Source organism: uncultured Clostridium sp. (assembly GCF_947072515.1).
Taxonomy (GTDB): Bacteria; Bacillota; Clostridia; order Clostridiales; family Clostridiaceae; genus Clostridium.
The window spans coordinates 17,226-39,269 of the sequence record NZ_CAMTIG010000009.1 but is presented as its reverse complement, the minus strand read 5'-3'; the positions used below and the strand labels follow the sequence as shown (position 1 = coordinate 39,269).

Annotated in this window: 20 protein-coding genes; 2 read left to right on the top strand and 18 right to left on the bottom strand. The window is 25.8% G+C overall.

Features of this window, described 5'->3' with window-relative positions:
• Nucleotides 1-124 precede the first annotated feature (124 nt).
• Complete coding sequence (locus tag Q0W06_RS05260; protein WP_297632376.1) at nt 125-961, bottom strand: deoxyribonuclease IV; 837 nt, start codon at nt 959-961, stop codon at nt 125-127.
• Nucleotides 962-1,668: 707 nt separating this feature from the next.
• Here Q0W06_RS05260 and Q0W06_RS05255 point away from each other — a divergent pair.
• Complete coding sequence (locus tag Q0W06_RS05255; RefSeq protein ID WP_297632374.1) at nt 1,669-3,060, top strand: radical SAM protein; 1,392 nt, start codon at nt 1,669-1,671, stop codon at nt 3,058-3,060.
• A gap of 83 nt (nt 3,061-3,143) precedes the next feature.
• On the opposite strand, the gene Q0W06_RS05250 is transcribed toward Q0W06_RS05255, so the two are convergent.
• The 14 genes from Q0W06_RS05250 to Q0W06_RS05185 form a co-directional block, all read right to left on the bottom strand.
• On the bottom strand, nt 3,144-3,386 hold the full coding sequence (locus tag Q0W06_RS05250) for a hypothetical protein (RefSeq protein ID WP_297632371.1): 243 nt from the start codon (nt 3,384-3,386) through the stop codon (nt 3,144-3,146).
• A 93-nt stretch (nt 3,387-3,479) separates the two neighbouring features.
• Nucleotides 3,480-4,481: a PP2C family serine/threonine-protein phosphatase gene (locus tag Q0W06_RS05245; protein WP_297632368.1), complete on the bottom strand. Its 1,002-nt coding sequence runs from the start codon at nt 4,479-4,481 to the stop codon at nt 3,480-3,482.
• Entirely contained in the window at nt 4,482-5,165 is a 684-nt protein-coding gene (locus Q0W06_RS05240; RefSeq protein WP_297632366.1) for a VWA domain-containing protein, read from the bottom strand.
• Between the two features lie 10 nt (nt 5,166-5,175).
• Nucleotides 5,176-6,363 carry a protein kinase gene (locus Q0W06_RS05235; protein WP_297632363.1) on the bottom strand — a complete coding sequence of 396 codons (1,188 nt, stop codon included), beginning with the start codon at nt 6,361-6,363 and terminating at the stop codon, nt 5,176-5,178.
• The gene (locus Q0W06_RS05230) at nt 6,347-6,889 is read right to left on the bottom strand and encodes a hypothetical protein (protein WP_297632360.1); all 543 of its coding nucleotides are present in this window, start codon (nt 6,887-6,889) and stop codon (nt 6,347-6,349) included. The genes Q0W06_RS05235 and Q0W06_RS05230 overlap by 17 nt, the downstream gene beginning before the upstream one ends.
• A 112-nt stretch (nt 6,890-7,001) precedes the next feature.
• A complete protein-coding gene (locus Q0W06_RS05225) occupies nt 7,002-7,262 on the bottom strand; it encodes a hypothetical protein (protein ID WP_297632357.1) in 261 nt (86 codons plus the stop codon).
• A gap of 74 nt (nt 7,263-7,336) precedes the next feature.
• Nucleotides 7,337-8,353, bottom strand: a complete 1,017-nt coding sequence (locus Q0W06_RS05220; RefSeq protein WP_297632354.1) for a bifunctional glycosyltransferase family 2/GtrA family protein — start codon at nt 8,351-8,353, stop codon at nt 7,337-7,339.
• 289 nt (nt 8,354-8,642) lie between these two features.
• Nucleotides 8,643-9,167 (bottom strand): chromate transporter, encoded by a 525-nt coding sequence (locus Q0W06_RS05215; RefSeq protein ID WP_297632351.1) that lies wholly within the window; start codon nt 9,165-9,167, stop codon nt 8,643-8,645.
• Nucleotides 9,167-9,718: a chromate transporter gene (locus Q0W06_RS05210; RefSeq protein ID WP_297632348.1), complete on the bottom strand. Its 552-nt coding sequence runs from the start codon at nt 9,716-9,718 to the stop codon at nt 9,167-9,169. The genes Q0W06_RS05215 and Q0W06_RS05210 overlap by 1 nt, the downstream gene beginning before the upstream one ends.
• 284 nt (nt 9,719-10,002) lie before the next feature.
• Complete coding sequence (locus Q0W06_RS05205; RefSeq protein WP_297632345.1) at nt 10,003-11,292, bottom strand: homoserine dehydrogenase; 1,290 nt, start codon at nt 11,290-11,292, stop codon at nt 10,003-10,005.
• Between the two features lie 138 nt (nt 11,293-11,430).
• A complete protein-coding gene (locus tag Q0W06_RS05200) occupies nt 11,431-12,066 on the bottom strand; it encodes an FMN-dependent NADH-azoreductase (RefSeq protein WP_297632342.1) in 636 nt (211 codons plus the stop codon).
• A gap of 132 nt (nt 12,067-12,198) precedes the next feature.
• Nucleotides 12,199-12,897, bottom strand: coding sequence for a pirin family protein (locus Q0W06_RS05195; protein ID WP_297632339.1), 699 nt, complete (start codon nt 12,895-12,897; stop codon nt 12,199-12,201).
• Nucleotides 12,898-12,947: 50 nt separating this feature from the next.
• On the bottom strand, nt 12,948-13,391 hold the full coding sequence (locus Q0W06_RS05190) for a MarR family transcriptional regulator (protein ID WP_297632336.1): 444 nt from the start codon (nt 13,389-13,391) through the stop codon (nt 12,948-12,950).
• Nucleotides 13,392-13,476: 85 nt separating this feature from the next.
• Nucleotides 13,477-15,312 carry an SEC-C metal-binding domain-containing protein gene (locus tag Q0W06_RS05185; protein ID WP_297632333.1) on the bottom strand — a complete coding sequence of 612 codons (1,836 nt, stop codon included), beginning with the start codon at nt 15,310-15,312 and terminating at the stop codon, nt 13,477-13,479.
• 427 nt (nt 15,313-15,739) lie between these two features.
• Between Q0W06_RS05185 and Q0W06_RS05180 the strand changes: the two genes are divergently transcribed.
• The gene (locus Q0W06_RS05180; protein ID WP_297632330.1) at nt 15,740-16,213 is read left to right on the top strand and encodes an acyl-CoA thioesterase; all 474 of its coding nucleotides are present in this window, start codon (nt 15,740-15,742) and stop codon (nt 16,211-16,213) included.
• Nucleotides 16,214-16,309: 96 nt separating this feature from the next.
• Here Q0W06_RS05180 and Q0W06_RS05175 read toward each other — a convergent pair whose 3' ends face one another.
• From Q0W06_RS05175 to Q0W06_RS05165, 3 genes are all read right to left on the bottom strand, one after another.
• A complete protein-coding gene (locus Q0W06_RS05175) occupies nt 16,310-16,876 on the bottom strand; it encodes a Uma2 family endonuclease (protein ID WP_297632327.1) in 567 nt (188 codons plus the stop codon).
• Nucleotides 16,877-16,962: 86 nt separating this feature from the next.
• On the bottom strand, nt 16,963-21,345 hold the full coding sequence (locus tag Q0W06_RS05170; protein WP_297632324.1) for a hypothetical protein: 4,383 nt from the start codon (nt 21,343-21,345) through the stop codon (nt 16,963-16,965).
• Nucleotides 21,338-22,039, bottom strand: a complete 702-nt coding sequence (locus Q0W06_RS05165; protein WP_297632321.1) for a DUF6063 family protein — start codon at nt 22,037-22,039, stop codon at nt 21,338-21,340. Before Q0W06_RS05165 ends, Q0W06_RS05170 begins: the two co-directional genes overlap by 8 nt.
• Nucleotides 22,040-22,044 lie beyond the last annotated feature (5 nt).

Below are 22,044 nucleotides of genomic sequence, written 5' to 3'. Positions count from 1 at the left end.
TACTTGCATTAATGATTTAATAGTGTGTATTGAATTCAACTAAAAAACCTATGTCATTTATACAATAATATTATCATATAAAAAAATAAAAAACCTTGATTTAAATCAAGATTTTTCTAAAAAATTAGATTTCTTTATATAAACCTCTTAAAAGTTGGATTTCTTTTTCATATCCATCAATTTCATTTGGTGTTTCTAAGAAAAATGGTATCCCTTTTAATCTTGGATTATTTATTATTTTTTCAATTGCTTCTAATCCAATTTCTCCTTCACCAATTTTTTCATGTCTATCTTTATGACTATTTACGATATTTTTACTATCATTTAAATGAATTGCCTTTAATCTATCTAATCCAATGATTCTATCAAATTCATCTAAAACTCCATCTAAATTATTTACTATATCATATCCACCATCATGTACATGACATGTATCTAAACAAACACCCATTTTATCTTTTAAATTTACTCTGCTTATAATCTCTGCAATTTCTTCAAAATTTCTTCCAACTTCTGTTCCCTTTCCAGCCATTGTTTCTAAAAGAACTGTTGTTGTTTGTTCCTCTGTCAAAACTTCATTTAACATATCTACTATATAGTTAATTCCAACATCTACACCTTGTTTTACATGGCTTCCTGGATGAAAGTTATATAAATTCCCTGGAAGATATTCCATTCTTCTTAAATCATCTTTCATTGTTTCTACAGCAAATACTCTTGTACTTTCTGTTCCTGAACAAGCATTTAATGTATATGGAGCATGAGCTAAAATTTGACTAAAATTATTTTCTTTCATTATTTTTAAAAGTCCATCTACATCTTTTTGATCTATATCCTTTGCTTTTCCACCTCTTGGATTACGCGTAAAGAACTGAAATGTATTTCCTCCAATACTCACTGCTTCTTTTCCCATATGTTCAAAACCTTTAGTGGTTGATAAGTGACTTCCTATATTCAACATATATTTTCTCCTAACTAATATCTATTATTTCATAATAATATTGTAACATATATTTTTTTTCCTTCAATAGTTACTAACTTCTCTCTATAATAAATTTCTAAATCTTCATTTTAATAATTATTTTCTTAATTTATTTTTTAAACCTAATCTACTTATCTTTATTATCTCCATAGCAGTATATGTACTTAAAATCACTTTTTATTTACAATTATATATATTTTACGCATATCTTTTTGTTAAAAAAATAAAAACTATATCTCTATTTTTCGCTTTATCTATTCATTTTTGTAATTTTTTATATTTATTTTTCCTTATAATTCTTTTCTATTTTTTTAATTTTATAACTTAACTGTTTATTTAAAGTATTATTTGTAACTTTTGTAAATTATTATTTTATTGATTTTTATTTATAGTATATATTTTATTCATAATTAAAGTTTGTTTTTATGATATTTTTTATTGTTTTTTAAGAAAAATTATGTATTTTTAAAGAACTTATGTAATGCTATGTAACTTTTCAGTGCTAAGATTGTGAATTATATAACGATTGCTGTTTTTAAAATTTTTTTATTCTTTCCTTTTTGACTTTATCTTTTATTAATAAATTATCCAATTTTTTATTCTAATTTTTTTGTGCTATAACTATTAGCGAAGAGGAAATATTCCAAAAGTTTTAAAAATCAAATATATTTTATGGGGTGAAGAAAATGAAAAAAATTATTTTGGAACAACTTCTATCATATATAGAAAAAAATCCAGAAAAAAATGTAGGAAAAATTATAAGCATTGCTAAGAAGCTTGTTAAAAGCCCTTACGACAAACAAGGTGTAGAACTTTTAGAACACTTCTATAATGATGTTCCTTCTGTAAAAGAACTTTTAGCTAGAGTTGGCGATGAAATTGATCCAGAAATCGTAAAAACTTTTTTTAAAAACTTTGTTCTTAAAGGTATCTGGGAAGGTGGAGAAATCCGTAATAAATTCTATGAAGAAACAGGTGGACGTGTACCCTTTGCACTTTTAATAAGTCCCTCTATGAAATGTAATTTAAGATGTGTAGGTTGTTATGCTAATGACTGGGATAAATGTAAACAGTTAAGCTTTGAAGAAGTAGATAGCATAGTTTCACAGGCTAGAGATCTCGGAATACACTTCATGTTCGTATTAGGAGGAGAACCTTATTTTGTAGACTTTATGTGGAAAATTTATGAAAAATATCCTGATGTAGAATTCTTAACATTCTCAAACGGAACATTATTTAATGATGAATTTGCAGATAAAATCTTTAAATTAAAGAATGTTTTACCTATGTTTTCTCTTGAAGGTTATGAGTCAGATACTGATTCAAGACGTGGAGAAGGCGTTTACCAAAAAGTTATGGAAGGTATGGATAAGCTTAAAGCTAGAAAGATACCATTTGGTATTTCTTCCGCTACTGGTAAACCAAATGTAGATACAGTTATTTCAGAAGATTTTATAGATCTTGCTATATCTAAAGGTGCATTTATAGGATGGTACTTTATGTTTATGCCTATTGGTTCTAAACCAGATACTTCTTTAATGCTTACCCCTAAGCAAAGATTGAGACTCGGTACTAGAACTAATGAAATTAGACATACTAAACCATATCTAACAGTAGACTTTTTCAATGATTCACCATATGTTGGTGGTTGTATAGCAGGTACTTATTACTGTCATATAACTGCATCTGGTGATGTTGAACCTTGTGTATTTGCACATTTTACTGTAGATAATATACGAGAAAAATCTCTTAAAGAAATTTTTGCAGGTACCTTTTTCAAAACTTTATTAAAACATCAACCTTACAGCAAAAATCTTTTAAAACCTTGTATGATGATTGATAATCCTACTGTGGTTAGAAAGATTGTTAAAGAAGTTGGTGCAAGACCAACTGATGAAAGTGCTAGAGCTATGCTTGAAGATGAAAAATTTCAAAAAGAGCTTGAAGAGCTTTCAAAAAATTACACTCCTTATGCCAAGAAAGCTTGGGAAGAACTTTATCCTGAAATGCAAGGAAACGTAAAAAGAAGAATTGACGTTATGGATGAAGCTGTTCTTATGCGTAATGGCAAAAAATAATTAAAAACTCAAAAAAATAATCACTATTAATAAACCCTTATTAAAAGGCTACAGTACCCCTTATACTGTAGCCTTTCCCCTTATTATCTCAAGCCTGTTGGCATTACTAATATGCCATCCATTTTATTTAATGTTTTTGTTGCTAAATTTGGTTCTAAAGTTTCAACACAAACTAATGTGTCTACCATACTTGCTTTTACATTTGCATAGTATGTTAAATCAAAAATATTTTCATATGGAATAGCATTTTCATCTAAAGATTTAGTTACTTTTTCTATTGCAAAGTTTTTCCCCTTTACTATAGCAATAATTGTGTTACAAATCATAAAAATCGTCCCTTCTTATTAATATTTAAATCTACTACAAATCATCTCAATATATTTAAATATTCTACACTTTACCTTATTTTCCTTTTATTTCTATAATTTTATATTACTATAATATTCATCATTAAAGGACGTAACTAATCCATTGTTTTCTAATGCTCTTATTTCCTTTCTTAAATATCTATTTTTTAAACTTATCTTCTTATAAATTTCCTTTCTACTTAAAGGCTTTTCACTTAATAACTGTAGTAATTTTTCATATTCATAAAGTTTTTTCGCCTTAAACTTTCCATTATTTCCTTTTAAATTAAATATCTTTAATTTCTCTTCAGCTTCAAGATTTTTATAAACTTTTTCTCCATAACTTTTTTTAATCATTATTCCTATACTACAGTCATCTAAAGTCTTTTTTAAAATTAAGTTTTCAAAGCTTTTAATTAGATTCATTTTTATCTTTTCTTCATCTAAGATGCCTAAATAATCCATAATCTTTTTTATTCCAATAGAGAGCTTCTTTTTTCGCTTATCATACAAACTTTCGCAAGTTCCATCCGATAAAAGGACAAATCCATCAATATCACTTATATTCCCTCTATAAATTTGCATATATTTATATGCAAGACTTGATGTTACAAAGACAGTATTATTAATAAATTCCCCATTTACTGGATTTGATATTACTTTAAGCTTTTCTTCTTTTAAAACTCCGATAACTCCATCTCCTAGATGTCCAATAAAAAACTCTTCTCCCCTTACACAAACTAATAAAAACGTTGATGATAAATCTTTAATACTACATTTTAATTCTACTGATTTATTTTCTAGTTCTTTTAATAATAAATCTATAATTTTCTTCTTTACTTTCATACCATTTTCTTCTTTTATAAATTCATCAAAATTATCTTTTACTATTTCTGCTCCATATTTAGTCACAATATCAGCTCCCAAATCTGACTTACTGCAAGAACCTGCTCCATCTGCTAATGCTATTAATGCAATATCTCTTTCTCGCCTTTGTAAAGTTTTATCTTGGCAAGGAATATTCTCTTTTAAATGTCCTCTACCACAAGCTTCATAAGAAACCATTTTCCACATCTATAATTCTGCCCATCCTTTTAAGCCTTCTATATCTAATTTTATTTTATCTCCTACCATAGACTTTGAAGTATTGCTAACACTTTTACTAAGCCATGCAAAAAACTCTTTAAATCTAAGTCCTTGTAATTTTAAAGGCTTTCTATTTTTTGAAAATCTCTCTAAAACCTTAATATCTGCATTTTCACCAATTGCTATTGGGAATACAGTAAGTTTTCCATCATCTACAAGTTTATTTACTCTTTCGATAGCTCTTTCTAGCTCTTTTCTTAGTCCGTTCGGTTGTCCATCTGTCATTAAAACTAACCATGGCTGATAATAATCTACTCCATTTTCACTATACTCTTTTTTTCTTTCTTCTAATAAATCTAAAGCTATATTTACACCTTCTCCCATTGGAGTTCCCCCTATAGCATTTAAACTTCCTCCAATCTGTCTATTTTCTAAACTAGAGAATCCTTCTATGCATTTAGCATCTCCACCAAACTTAACAATAGAAACTTCCGCAGAATATTTTGCTATTTCATCCTCTTCAATAGCCTCATAAAAAAGTTTTATTCCATCATTTAATTCTTTAATCGGCTTTCCATCCATAGATCCACTTGTATCTAAACATAAACATACTGGTATTCTTGCTGTTGGATTATTAACTAAATCCTCTAATTTTAATAATTCTTCTAACATCCTTTTCCCCCTAAATATTAAGTAATTTTCTGAAAATCAATCTATACTTTCCTTCTTCTTCATAATCAATTTCTTCTTTTTGTTTTTTATATCTTGTTGGAAATATTTCCAAAGACATTTCATCATTTTTTTCTATTTTTCCCTCATCAATAAATTTTAAATACTTCTCCATATATGTTCTCCATTTAGAAGCATCTATCCTCTCTTTTTCCTTATTATAATCTTCACCTTTTTTAAATGTTTTATAAAAAGCCCTCTTTATATATAATGGTAAATGACTCCAACAATATTGCCATAATCCCTCTGGAATATTTTCATTTTCTCCATCTTTCATTGGATATGAGAAATCCATATTCAAAATATTTTTTACAATATCCTCCCCATTCTTTTTTGAGTAAGGTGGTTTTCCTGGAACCATTATCATAAATAAAAGAGTTGCTATTGCAAAATTCTCATTTCCATAGCTCCTCAAAAAATTATTGAAATCTCTTCTTTGTATTTCTGGAGCTGTATATACAGTACTTCCAACACAACATGGAAAACTTTCTATTTGATAGCTATCTGTATCCACAAAATAAACTTCTCTCGGTGAACAAATTAAAATATTTCTTGGATTAATGTCTCCTAAAATGATTTTTTGTTTATGCAAATATTCAACCTTTTTAAGAATAGTCACTCCTAGTTCTACCATATCCCTTTTTTTTAAACTTGGAAAATATTCTTCTATTTGTTTTTTTCCCATTAAAGATTTCTGCATTTCAACCCCTTTTGCTTCATTCATAATATATCCTATAACTTCGCCTTCAAAGTTGTATACAATATCTTTTGGAAAACATATTCCCTCATACTCAAGATTTCTATCTATCATTAATCTTAATTTTTCTTCTTTTAACTTATCTACTTTATTGTAAATTTTACAAACTTTTTTATTCTCTATTTTATAAACCTGTCCCTCTCCGCCATCACCAATCTTTTCTTTTAATTCATACTTTTTTCCCTTAACATACACATATATTCTTTTTTCTCTTCTTTCTTTAAATTTAATTTCTTTTATATATCTTTTTAAACTATATATTTGCACATTTGTTAATGGACTATCTGAGTTTTCTACTAAAATGCCTACCTCTTTTAACATAAACAACATTTCTTCATCTGTTTTAGCTAAATGCTTTGCTAGTACTCTAACTGTTAGTTTCAAACCTTTCAGCATTTCCTTTTCCATTTATTTTATAGACTTCAATTTTATTTCCTCTTACAGTCCTAGATTTATTAAGTTCTAATATGTCATAAGCTAAATTTTCATTTTGTGTTAGTAATAATAAATTATTACTTATTCTATGCTTTGCAAAAACATATTGAATTAAATTATTCAAATGCCCATCTGTTTCCTCTCCTCTCACATCTAGCACTCCATTTTCTTGGATATTTTTTAATATATCTATCCCTTTTTTCCATTCTAATCCTTCTTCTAAATCTAAGCTGTCTGAATTATCTTCCATTATTCTTATTCCTTTTAACGGTATAAGAAGCTTATTGTTATTCTTCACTAAACTCTCTGAAAGTTTACTAAAAAACTCAAATGCCTTTTCATGTCTTAAAGAATCTATATTAGTGAAAATTTTATATCCCTTAGTAATTTCATCTAAATCTATAAGCTCATTTAAGTTTGAATTGCTTTCTAATAATTCAGCTTTCTCCTTTTTTATTTCCTCACATTTATTCATTTTTTCCCTCCATAAATTTTTTTCTTCTTTTAATATCTATGCAAAAATAATATAAAATTTCTTAATTATCTATAAAAAAAAGAATCCTTAAAAGAATTCTTTTTAATTTACTCTATAAATCTTTTTTATAATTTAACTTTCTTTTGTTATTATCAACTACATCTTTAATAATTTTTTTTATTTCATCTTTACTTAACTCTAGATTTTCAATGCCACCAATCTGACAACCAAATATCATCTTTATATTATTGAAAATCATTCCATAAACTTGCTTTTTACTGTCTAATATTTCAGTATCTGAAAACATAGATTCATATAAAGTTTCTGCTTCTTTTCTTACATATTCTATATCTTCGTCTCTATAATCTTTCATTTTTCTCTCCTTTTTATTTAAATATATTATTTTACATTATACTCCATAAAAAATGAGAACTAAATATTCTAAGTTTATCTTCTAAATACAAATCTTTTTTGTGCTGTATAACTAAAGAAATATATTGTAACTTCTGTTAGTACTTTTGCTACATATAAATTTAATTTTAATTCATTTATATAGAAGTATATAACTACATAATTAAGTAGCATTATAAAAGCTGCTAACAATGCATATTTCCATAAAGATTTATACATTTTATCTTTATTATTTTTATTAAATACAACTAGTCTATTTGCTAAGTAATTAAATGTTGCACTACAAAGTCTTGCTCCAACTACAGCCAAAAATAGATTTTTCGTCATAAGTAATATTACTCCTAATAAAACGTAATCTATTGTTGCTGAAATTATTGATGAAATACTAAATTTTATTATTGGTAAATAAATAGCTATAGAATCTTTTACTGGATTAAAATGAGAACTCTTATTTTCTTCTAAGTAAACAGTTTCAATATCTATTTCAATAAACCCATAATTAAGACTCTTTGCCTCTAATAACATATTCATTTCATACTCATATCGCTCACCTTTAATTTCTGTAAGCCACTGAATCATATCTATCGAAAATCCTCTTAATCCAGTTTGCGTATCATGTATTTTTATCCCACTTATTATAGTAAACAATCCTCTTGTTACTGTATTTCCAAGCTTACTTCTTAAAGGAACTTTCCCCGTAAATTTTCTTGATCCTAATATTATACAATCTTTATGCAATTTTATAGCATTCCCAATTTTTATAATATCCTTTGGTAAATGCTGTCCATCACAGTCTGCACAAACTATTCCCTGAATATCATTTAAATTTTTTATATAATTAAATCCCGTTTTTAATGCTCTGCCTTTTCCCCTATTCTCTTCATGTGTTACTATATAACAGCCTTGCTTCTCTGCCTTCTTAAAAATTTCAGCATACTCTATACCACTACCATCATCAACAATTACTATCTTATAGTCACATTTTTCTTTTATATTTTTTATCAACTCTATTAATTTTTCATCTGGTTTGTATGCAGGTATTAATATTACCATAAATCCTCCTGTGTTTTGTTTTATTCTGTAACTTAAAGCCTTACTTATTTTTTACAAACCCTAAAAGATTTTTTAAAATCTTTTAATCATTATATCATTTAACTAAATTTATTTTAGTATATATCGTATTTTCTTAATATAAATATAAATTTTCGCCCTTTTTGTTAAAAAAATTCATTACCTAGTTTTATTTGAAACAGATTTTAAATATTTTTGTATAAAAATGCAAAAAATAAGATGTAATTAAACACCTTATTAAAATTTCTTATTTTTATTTATACTTTAATTTCTACATGTATAATATTATTCCAAGTACTGCTGCAATAATAATAATATATACTGGTTGAACCTTCCTTACAAATAGCAAGTACGCCCCAACAGCTGTTATTATTATTTCTCTTATATGAAATACATCTACTCCTGAAACTGAAATTAAAGCGCTAAGTATAAGAGCTATGATTGCAGGTTTCATTCCTATTAAGGCATTTTGCCATGCTGTTGCATGCTGAACCTTACTAAATATTAAATAAACAACTGTTACTAATAAAAATGGTACTGTTGCTATACCTAAAAGTGCTGCAAGACCTCCTAAAATACCTGCTGTTTTAAATCCTACATATACAGATAAATTTGTTGTGAATGGTCCTGGTGAAATTTGTACAAGTCCTATGTATGAGTTTAACTTTTCAGCTGTAAGCCAATGATTTTGGTTTACTAAAACAGTTTTTATGTAAGGAAGCATTGCATATCCACCACCAAAGGCTAATGCTCCTATTTTTAAAAATGCTAAATATAATTTTATTATCACACCCATTACTCTTCACCATCCTTTTTTCCTTTAACTCCATATACAACAATTCCATAGATGGCAGAAAAAATAATAATTAATGCTGGATTTACTTTAAAATATTCTAATGCAATAAACATTATTATTGCAAATAAAATGTTATGTATATTCTTATTAAGTCTTTTCCAAAACTTTATAACTGCTATAAATACAAGTACTGGAACAACTGCTTTTATACCTTTTAGAGCATGTTGTACATAAATATTTGATTCAAATTTCATAAATATTGTTGCTACTAAAAATATAATTATAAAAGAAGGAATAAGCATTCCTAAAAGACATGCTATAGCTCCTGGAAACTTTTTAAGCCTGTATCCAATAAATGCTGTAGATGTTATTGCTAATGGCCCCGGTAAACTTTGACACACTGTAATAATATCCATATAACTTTCTATATCTAAAAATTCTTTTTTTATTATAATTTCGTTTTCCATAATTCCTATCATTGCATAACCACCACCGTAAGTAGTTGCGCCTATTTTTAAGAATGTTAAAAACAATTGGATTAATTCTTTCATTCTATCACTTCCTAAAAAACTCTAATTTATTTATAAATCCTTATTCATCTTATTCTCTATTAGAGAATATGTCAATTTACTTATTATTTTATACTTTATATAAGTAATTACCTATTTATATATTTTTTTTATTCCTTTTTCTACTGAATTTACTAGCTATATTGTTGTTTATACGTTATCATTTTATTTTCTTTTAAGTATTTTTTTTAATACTTTATTTCTTTTCTATTCATTTTATAAAAAGAAAATTAAATAAAGAGCCTTAAAAAAAGCTCTTCATTTTCTTAAACTTCCTCTATTCTAATCACATTATGAATAGTACAAATCTTCTCTAATTCCTTTAATTTTTTAATTGCCACTTTTATATTTTTCTCTTTTGTCTCATGTGTAGTTATTACAAGCTTTATAAAATTATCCTTTACCTCTCTTTGTGCAATAAACTTTACACTTACATTATTTTCTCCAAAAACAGTAGTTACTCTACCCAAGACCCCTATTTTATCTTCTACTGATATAGTTGTATAATATTTGCTTTCAATATCCTTAAACTCTCTTATTCTTCTCTTCCATAGATTATTTTTAGTTACTAATTCTTCTGATTCTATTACAATATTATTTCTAACTATTGAAATTATATCACTTACAACAGCACTTCCTGTAGGTAAATCTCCTGCACCTTTTCCATAAAACATTAAATCTCCTACTGCATTTCCTTTAACAAATATAGCATTAAATGAATCATTAACATTTGCTAAAGGATGCCTTTTAGAAATCATAGTTGGATGTACTCTAAGCTCTAACTCATCATCTACTTCCTTTATTATTCCTAATAGTTTTATTACATAGCCAAATTCATTTGCACAATCTATATCACTTTTAGTTATTTTAGAAATTCCTTCTCTATATACATTCTTTACATCTATCTTTGTTCCAAATGCTAATGAAGCTAAAATTGCTACCTTATATTGCGCATCGTATCCTTCTATATCTGATGTTGGATCTGCTTCTGCATATCCCTTTTCCTTTGCTTCCATTAAGGCTTCTTCAAAAGCTTTCCCTTCAAACTGCATCTTACTTAAAATATAGTTAGTAGTTCCGTTTATTATTCCATAAAGACTTTGGATTTTATTTGCTGCAAGCCCCTCATTTATCCCACCAATTATAGGAATCCCACCAGCTACACTAGCTTCATAATTTAATCCTACGCTATTTTCATCAGCCTTCCTATAAAGAATATCTCCTTCAAGGGCTAAAAGCATTTTATTTGCTGTAACTATGTGCTTTCTTTTCTCCATTCCTTTAAGAATATATTCTTTTGCACTTTCAACTCCACCCATAACTTCTACTATAATTTTAATGTCATCATCCTCTAAAATATCATTAAAATCTGTTGTAAACAGTTCTTTAGGGGCATATACACTCCTCTCTTTTTCTTTATCTCTGACTAATATTTTACTTATTTCTATATTACATCCAGAACGTTTAAAAATCTCCTCTCTATTTGTATTAAATATTTTAAATACCCCTGTTCCAACATTTCCAAACCCAAGCAATGCAATTTTTATATTTCTCATAAATTCACTCCTTTCTATTTTTATACACAAAAAATTAAAGCTATTTCTCTGTCCATATCACAAAGAAATAGCTTTAAATACATTATATTCTTATGGGTTTTAAATTTCAAGTATTTTCCATTTTTTTATTTTTAAGATCTAAAAAGTTTTAACTACATCTATAGCTTTTTCTATAGCTTTATCTTTTATTTCTTCTGCTTTATCAGGTGAATATGCCATTCCTTCAACTAAAATGCTTTGAATATCCTTAATTCCAATAAAGTTAGCTATAGTTCTAACATAACTATCACTGTGTTCCACTGATTTACCTGGTTCTACAGAATATACTCCACCTGTTGCATGAATATGAACTGCTTTTTTACCTTCTAATAATCCAACTGGTCCATTCGCAGTATATTTAAATGTCTTTCCAGCTACTACTCCTGTATCTAAATAAGCTTTCATCATTGCTGGAATTCCTAAATTCCACATTGGTGTTACAAATACATACTTGTCTGCTGACATAAATTGTTCAGTAAACTCATTAAATCTAGTAAGTTTTTCACTTTCTTCTTTTGTTAAATCAGAGAATTCACTTCCGTTTGCAAGTTTATCCCATGCTGATAAAATATCTCTATCAACTAAAGGTACATTTACATCATACACTTCTATTTCAGTTACTTCGTCTTCTGGGTTTAATCTTTTATATTCTTCAATGAACTTTCTTCCTACTTGTAATCCAAATGATTTGTTTTCTGCCTTTGGGTTTGCTGTTACATATAATACTTTTTTCATATTCTTTTCCTCTTTTCCATTATTTTTAAAAAATTTAATTATTCCTTTAATCATTTTTCCACCATTAATCTATATTTTTTTCTAAATTTAAAATCTTTATTCACTCAATCATTAGTAATATTAAAGTATAAATTATTCTTTTTTCATTTCTATTACAATAAAGTGAGATTTTTCTTCTGCAACTATTTTTATATCTTCTTCAACAATCTCTAATGCATCTTTTGCATCAAGTTCAACTGAATTTATCTTTGCCTTACCTTCTATTTGAACTAAATATGCTTGTCTGCCTTGTTTAACTTCAAATTCTATTTCCTTATCTTTATCTAAAGCTAATACATATACATTTACATCTTGATTTATTTTAATTGGAGCATTTCCTGATTTTCCTGAAACGATATTAAGCCATTTATTTTCTCTTAAACTCCAATCAAATTCATAATCTCCATAATTAGGTGTATATCCAGCTTTATCTGGGTAAATCCATATTTGTAAAAGTCTTAACATTTCATCTCCATAGTTATGTTCACTATGTAACACTCCTGTTCCAGCACTCATATACTGAACATTTCCTCTAGTAAGACTTCTTTTATTCCCCATACTATCTCCATGAGTTATTTCTCCTGAAACAATATATGAAATAATCTCCATATTCTGATGTGGATGTGTATCAAACCCTGTTCCTGGTTTTACTAAATCATCATTTAAAACTCTAAGTTTTCCAAATCCCATATTATATGGATTCCAATATTCTGCAAAAGAGAAATGGAATGAACTTTGAAGCCAACCTAAATCACTTTTTCCCATATCTATATTATTCATCTTTTTTAACATCTTTTCCACTCCTTATATAGCACTAATTAGTGATATATTTTTAAAAATTTTTATCTATTTGTTAGTTTTTTTGCTATTTTTATTAAATCTTGTTTTTCTTCATCAGTTAAAACTGAAAAAATATTATTTATATTTTCCAAGTGTTTTGGAAACATATTATCTATAATGTTTTTTCCTTTTTCAGTTATACTAATAAGCACAGCTCTTTTATCTTCAGGATCTGGATACTTTTTTATAAGTCCATCTTTCTCAAGGTTTTTTATTACAACAGTTATATTTCCTGATGTTCCAAGTACTTTTTCAATAATGTCACATATTTTTAAATCACCTTTATGATTAAGTACTTCTAATACGCCAAACTGTGATACAGTAAGTCCACACTCCTTTATAGTTACATATTCCTTTTGATGAACTTTTTGTTCCGCCCTACTTAAAGCTATCAATGCTTTTAGGTTTAAATTTAAATTATTATTTTTATCAACTCTGTTTTCCATACATTTAATATATCACTAATTAGTGATATCGTCAACTAATTTTAAAAAAAGATTCTAATTAAAACTTTTAATTAGAATCTTTCATCTATTTATCTTTAAAATTAACCTTTATAACTTTTTGTCCACAACACATTTTAAATTTCTTACCACTTCCGCAAGGACACAATTCATTTCTTCCCATTTTAACTTTTTCTATAACCTTATAATTAATCCCATCTACTTCTTTTTGACTATATCCTTTTAATCTCCAACATGGTATAGAATCTAATGCTTCAAAAAGGATATTTTTTAATTTTACTTTAATCTCTTCAGGTAAAGGATATTCCTCTTCTATCATTTTCTCTATTTCTTCTTTTGATTCTAATTGATACATATAATAAAAATCTTCAATTTCTGAATTTGCCATATCTCTATCTAAACCTAAACTTTCAATAAAGTTTCTAAGCTTTTTGAATTCCTTTTCTTCTACTATTTCTTCAGCATCCTTATAATTTTCTATCTTATATTTGGGAAATATTTTATACTCTCTCTCATCATCTAATATTTGTATTATATTCTCTACATCTACAATACCAGAATCTATAACAAGGCCATCTTCATATAAAACTGAAATTTCTCCTAAGTATCCTATCTTTAACATGGCATCTAATCCATACATAAGGATATCTTTTTTTCTACCTTCTTTTTCTTCTATTATTTCATACTCCACTAATAGTTCACCAAGTTTAAATATAGGAATTACACCATAATACCTTGTTAGTCCCTTTGAAAAATTTAATATTTCACTATTTTTCTCTATTCTGTTTATATCAAATTCTGTTTCCTCAATTAATTTTGCAATTTCTTTTGGAATAAAAAATCTAACGTCACTTTTATTATTAGTTCCTACATTTGCTATTCCTAATTCATTCAATACTTCTGGTTTATTAAATGATGCAAGATAATCTATGTCCATATTATAATTATTTTTCTTTAACTCCATTAAGTCTTCATAAATATCTATTGGAATATTTGTAAATATCTCTTTATATCTTTCCACATAATTATCCATATATATATTTACTAACTCTGCTTTTTTAGCATTTTCTAAATACATTATTGATAACCTATCTAAAATATATTTTATTTCATTTTTATTTAAGTAAGATATTATCTCTTTTGAACTCCAATCTAATTTTCTTTTCAAATCCTTTTGAAAACTCTTTTCTACCTTTTTCATGAAATCTTCAATTAAATTCTCATTAAAATATCCTTCTAATGCCTCTTCATTTTCAACCGCTTGTAAATGACTATTCATTCTACTAGATAATTCTGTAATATTATTTAAGCTTTTTTTCTCTTCACTTAATTTTGTACTATTTCCCGGCTTATACTTTTCTTCTATATCTATATTTCCTACATACCCACATTCATCTTCTCTTGGAGAATTTACCGCTCCAATTTTATTATTTCTAATAATTATTTCTATTTGTGGCGCATTGTCTCCTGATTTTATTTTATCTATTATTTCTCCTTCTAAATATGTAGTAGTTCCAAAGTCATATTCATAATCAAATTTATCTCCTATATCGAAGATTTCTTCTAATCTGTACTCTTGATTTTCTCCATCATTTATCTCTGTATTACTAAAGTATCTTTCTCCATTTATCTTAAATAAGCTTAAATGATTACAACACTCTACCCATATATCTCTAATAAAATTATCTAACTCTCTTAACTTTAAATATGAATCCATTACTATGTATAGTGTGAATTTTTTAGTTTCTTTATCATTTATTTTTATAATAAATCTTTCCTTAAGACTCTTAGATAATTTTATTCCTTCTTCATTTTTTTCTTGAAATACGCTACATGTTTTTGCATGTCTTTTTGCTGTTCTATTAGTCACATCTTTCCCACAAAAGTAACATTTTCCTTCCATACTGCTCTCCTTTTATCTATTGTATCTATTTATTATCTCCTAATTAAGCAATTTTAACTATATATTCTAATTATATTTATTTCTCTATAAAAATAGGAAATTAATATAATTATATACTATATTAATCTCCTTACAATTAAATTATTTTTAATTATTTTAACTTTATTTTTCAATTTAAACCCTAAATATATTTCTAAAATTGCAATTATTATAAAATAAAAGACTTTTTTTCTTGATTGTATTTAAATCTATTTAATGTATCTTCAAAATTCTTCCTTGCATTTTTTCCGTTTTTCATTTATAATTCTTTTTGTTAACTAATAATTATTATTAATTAATATTAAAGAGAAAATTTTAAGACTTAAATATAATAGTTTTACACATAATATTAATACGAAGTTTTATATGTAACAAAGGAGAAATTTATATGATTTTAGAAAAAAGACCATCAGATTCAAAAATAGTAACTAGTGGAGTTGTTTGGCCACACCAAGCAAATATTTCTGGGAATATGCATGGTGGAGAAATTATGAAAATGATGGATTCAACTGCTTATGCAGCATCAAGAAGATATGCTAATACTAATACGGTAACTGCTAGAGTTGATGAATTACAATTTCATCTACCAATTTACATAGGAGATTTAGTTACTTGTACTGCTGAAGTTGTTTATGCTGGAAGATCTTCTATGCAAGTTAAAGTAATTGTAGAAGTTGAAAGCTTAGAATGTAAGGATGTATGTTATAGAAATAAAGCATTATCTGCATACTTTACAATGGTTGCTTTAAATAATGAAGGTAAACCTGCTCAAGTTCCAAAATTAATTCTTGAAACTGAAGAAGATAAAAAGAACTATGAAGAAGGTAAATTAAAATACGAAGCTCAAAAAAGTAAAAAATAATATAGATATGTAAGCTTAGGGATTGTTTATACAAGCTGAGACACACTAAAATTTAGTGTGTCTCCTCTTAATTTCACTTTAATTAAAATTACTTTTTCATTCTACATCTTTAAATATTTCTTTTATTTCCATCTTAAAATTATCTAAAGTTATACTTTTATAAATATCATTTTTTTCATATGCTTTATTTAAATAATATGATCCATGCTCATTTAATTTATATTGAATAATTGTTCCTTCTTGATAAACTAAATTATATTCTTCAATTCCATGTTTAGCATATAAATTCATTTTTATAATAGTATCTAATTCCGCATTGCTTGCTGATACTATTTCAAAAATTACTATAGGTATCGATACTAATGATTGCCCAACTTTTTCATATTTATTATCTTTTCCTTTACAAACAACAAATACATCTGGCTTAACTCTATTTTCTCCTAATATTACTTCTATCTGCTCCGTAAAAACTCTACATGGTTTATCATCTAAATATTCAGAAACTTTTCTTGACATAGCATTAACTATAGTATTATGATTTAATGACGTAAAAGATTTATTATAAATGTATCCACTGATAAACTCTAAAATTTCATCTGTAGAATTTTCAAATTCTAAAAATTCTTGTAATGTATAAATATTATTTGAATTTAAAATTTCCATTATTCATCACTCCTTTAATACTTTTCTTGTCTTTAATTATATCATCACTAATTTCAATATTATATCTACCTACTAAATATATTTTTTTAGAACAACTTTATTTGATTTTCCAATTTAAATCTAGACGATATAATTTCAGCCTCATCCTTTCCTTTTATATGCTCTTTTTTCAGATTTTTTATTCCTTCTTTGAATCGTGAATTCACTAAATTTAGAACATAAATATTATCAAACCTATTATAAATTGATTCGCCTCCAAGTCCTGTTAAGCAAATTAACTGTGTATTACTTTTTTTTGCTATATCCATTAATGGCTTTAAAAGATGTGCTGCATTTGTTTGTGCAAATGGATTATCCATCACCAAAACTTTTCCTTCTTCATTTTTTGTAAATATATCATTTTCATCTCTTCTTATATAGGATAGTAAACTTGATAATATTACAAACGCCGATAAGAATCCTTCTCCTCCAGAATTTTTAGCAACCTCTTGCCAGCTTATTTTCCTTTGTTTATCCTCTTCTATTTTATACAGCTTTATATCTATATTTCCTATTCCCACAACCTCGTCATATAATTTTATTGTAGTTATATTTGTACTTATTATCTCCTCTATAGTTTCATTTTTCTTAAGTTCTCCTAAAGCTCTTTCTCTTATATCTATAATATAATTTCGTACTCTAACTTTATAACTCTCTTTTTCCTCTTCAAAATTTTGTGTATCTATATTTAGCATTTTAAGCTTTCTGCCTTTTATTTCTATAGCCGAATTATCATCTATTTTCCCTATATTCAAATGAATTTCTTCTATATATTCTAAAATATTTACTATGATTTTTTCCTCTTCCTTTTGTATAAACTCAATATCAGCTTTAAGTTTATCTAACATATACTTATAGGATTCTAAAATAATTTCTAATTGTTTTGTAAATCCTTTTGGATTTTCATTTAATCTTTTTAAAGTTTCTATTGAATCTTTAAAGAATAATTCATCTTTAAAGTCCTTACTTATTTCAATTTCTATCATTCTGTCTTTAATATTTATAGCATTTTTATTTATTTTACCTTTAATAATATTTAAATCTCTCTTTAAAATACTTGCTTCATCATATATATTATTAATATTTATTTTAAAATCTAATTCCTCATTTGTCTTCAAGTCCTTATATTCACTTAAGCTTCCTAGTGCATTATTAAGTTTTTCCTTTTCCTTCTTTAATTCCTTCTTTTCTTTTTCTAAAATTTTAATTTCTATATTTACTTTTCCTATTTCTTCTTTAAAGTTTTTTTCTATAAGACTTTTCTTTTCTTTTATTTCTTCTTTTTTACATTCCTCATTAAGCTTTTTATAAAGATTCTTAGTTTCTGTATCCTTAACTGCTATAGCCTTATCTATTTTATTATAATCTTTATTTAAACGTCTTTCTTTGTCCCCTATTTTTTTAATTAATTTTTTTATTTCTCTTTCCTTAATTTTATTATAAGCTTCACTTATATAATCTTTTTCTTCTAACTTATATTCATCAGCAGCTTCTATTAATTCTTTTTCACTCTCTACATATTCACTTTGTTTTTCAATCTTTTCTTTTATAAGTTCCTCTTCTGAACTTGTTATTTCTACAGTTAAAGCCTTAAATCTTGCTAGCAAATCTTCTTTATCTTTCTCTATTTTTGTTCCTTTATCATAAGAAATATATTCAAAATGCTCTCTTTCCTTCTCGTCTTTTAAATTATTATACTTATTTATTTCATCTATAATATTTCTTAATTCTTTACTTAAGTTCTTGAATTTTTCTTCATTGCTTTCTATCTCTTTACTTATTAATCCTATTTTCATTTCTACTTCTGCTAACTTTTCTTTATTAACCACATATCTTTTATATTCTTCCTTAAACTCATCAAAAGCTTCTTTCTTTTTCTCATTAAAACTTTCTGCTTCATTTAAAGTTAATATAACTTTTTCTTTATCCCTTATTTCATCACTAAGTCTTGAAATTTCTTTATCTAAATATAATGTATTTTCTTTTATTTCTGCTTCTCTTATTCTTAATTTTTCTATGTCATTTTTTATCTCTTCGTATAATTCTAAACTTAATTTTGATATTTTTACTTTAGTTAATTTTTCATCATATAATTCTATAGAGTCATTTTTTTCATTTATTTTTAATTCTAATTTTTTTGTTTCATCTTCTTTTACTCTTATAATTTCTAAAAGTTCCTTTTCATTTAATAACTTATTATTAAATGAAACTATAAATTTTACTCCCGGTATTTCTATAACTTTTCCTACACTCTCTTTTACTCCTTTGCTTAACTCTTCCCTTTCAATTATTGATATTGGATTAGATGTAAAAAAGTCAAATTCATCTTCTTTTAATAATTCTATTTCTCTTTTTTCCATAATTAATGAATACGGAATAAATGGATTCTTTTTCACAAGATTTATATTCTGCTCTTCGCTATTTCCATTTTTCTTAAGCCACTCTAATCCATATATAACTTTTATATCTTTTTCTTTTAATCTACTTAATATTTCCTTAGGTATATGAATTATATTTCCTGTCTTTAATTTATTTGCTTCCTTTTCAATCTTTTCTTTCTCATCTCCAAATATCTTTATATCTTCTCTAAACCCTTCAAGTTTTTTATTAAATTCCTTTTTTATCTCTTTACTTTCAAATATTCTTTCTTCACTAAAATCTATAAATTTTAATATACCTTTTCTTTCTTCTAAGTCCCTATTTAACTCATCAAATCGTTCTTTTTTATTTTCTAAAGTAAATTTAATTTTATTTATTTCTTCCCTTATTGTTTCTCTTTCATTACTTCTATCTTTTTTCTCTTTTTCTAAAGTAAAAATTCCTTCTCTAGTTTGTTTCTTCTTTTTATCTAAATTAATCTTTTCATCTCTTATTTTTTCATCTATTTCTAATAAACTATTCTCTTCTAATAAATCTTCTATATTTCTATTTATATTGAAATCATAAACTTTATTAAATTTACTTTCCTTAAAATTAAATTCATTAACTTTTGCTTTATATTCACCTTTACTACTTTCTAAGCCTCTTAAATATTTTCTATCTCTATCTAACCCTTCTTCAATCCCCTTTTTTTCTTGTTCTAATATATTTTCTTTTTCAGTAATCTCTAAAAATTCTTTCTTTAATACATCCAATTCTTCTTTTGTAATTAATTTTAATGTGTATCCTAAATTTAATATCTCTTCTTTAGAGTCTTCGCTTTTATTTCTTAACACTTCTAATTTATTTTCTATTTCCTGCAGCTTTTTAGAACATTCACTATATCTTTTATGAATTTTTGCGCATTCTAAAATAGATTTTTCTCTTAATGCTACTTCTTCCTCTTCATTAGCTTTCTTAATCCACTCTTTAACTTCATCTAATTCTTCTTTTAATCTATCTTCATCATCTTTATTTTTATGAATCTCTATAGATAATTTTTCATAATTTAGCTCTTCTATTTTTTCTATAAGTTTTTCCTTTTCTTCTTCTAATTTAAGCTCTCTTTTTTCTCTAAACTCTATTTCTTCATTTAATTTTATCAATGTATTTTTTATAACATTTTCAAGTCTTTCCTTTTCAAAAATATTATTTACTCCCATTTTTGACATTTCAAAAAGTTCTATTGATAGCTCATTAAATCTTTCTATTTTTTCTTTTTTCTCAATATCTGCTCTATTCTTCTTATATTGCTTAATATAACTTTCTATAAGTGTTCTATAATTTTTAATTCTACTTTCATCTTTATCAAGCTTATTTTCTATATTGGGAATAAACCATTTTTTTATTAATCCTGTAGTATCTTTAGCCTCATTAAAAAGCTCTGAAAGTCCTGATTCTTTTACATTTATCTTTTTAATAATCCCCTCCCACTCTTTATGATCTATTCCATACTCTAGAAGTTTATTAAAGTAATCTCTACTAGTTTTTGAATTATTCATATCATAATAATTAAATTTTACATCTCTATTCTTCTTTAAATCTTCAAAAAACTTTTTAGTATTTCCAAAACTCTTTACTCTCTTACTTCTACTGTCTTCTTCTACTATCTTTATATTTTCTATATCAAATTCATTTTCACTTCTATATTCATTGATGAAATTTATTATATCTAATTTTTCCTTTGAATTTTCATCTGAACTAGTATCTTTCTTTCTAACCATCATTCCTGTTAAAAGATATCCTGCCTCATGTTCAAGTTTCCATTCTATTAAAATATAAGATGGTGTTGATGTTGTAAAATAACTTTCAAAAGGTCTATCTGAAGTTTTTCTATATTTTCCTCTTACAAAAGGTGCTGTTATCATTTGAACTAAAACAGATTTTCCTCCACCATTTCTTAAATTAAATAAAGTATTTTCATTATTTAAATAAAACAATTCATCATTTATTTTAAAATTATTATTATTATAATTTAAATTTACTATTCTAAGTTTATTTATTTTACTCATCTTCCACCTCACCTAAAGCCTTTAAAACTCTGGCATAATTATTTTTATTTAAAAGATTCCAATCCATAAAATTATTCAACTTTTTAGTTGGCAATATCATTTCATCTTCTTCAATATAATTTATTAACCCTTGTTTTTCTAAAAATTTTAAAATAGTATTTATAAAGCCTTCTTTTGTAGTCTTCGATGTTGTTTTTTTATCACTACTCTTTAAAGCTTCAAACCTCTCTAAAATATTTTCAAAAGCAATTCCATTCTTCTCATTGCTTCTCTTTACGCCTTCATTTAAATTATCTGTAATTATATTAATAAAATCTCCAAGTTTTATATATTCTCTTGAGTTAGCTGTATTTCCTTGAGCTCCATACATAGTAACTAAAAAAGTTAAAATTGTAAATTGAGACAAATAATAATCTTTGTCATTTGCTCCTGATTTACAAAGAACCTTTTTAAGTTCTCCTTTAGAATATCCTAAAAAATCGTTTTCTTCATTTGGAATAAGATATACTATTCCACCATACTTTTTTATATAACACTCTGAATCTTCTCCAAGTCCTTTAACTAATTCCATAATATTTTCATTTTCTGAGTAAGCTTTATATAACTCCTCTTCATTTTTTTCTAATCTATTATTCTTAAGTAAGTAGTAAAAAATTTTATTACTTAACTTTATTTCTTCTAATAAATATGCCATTTTTT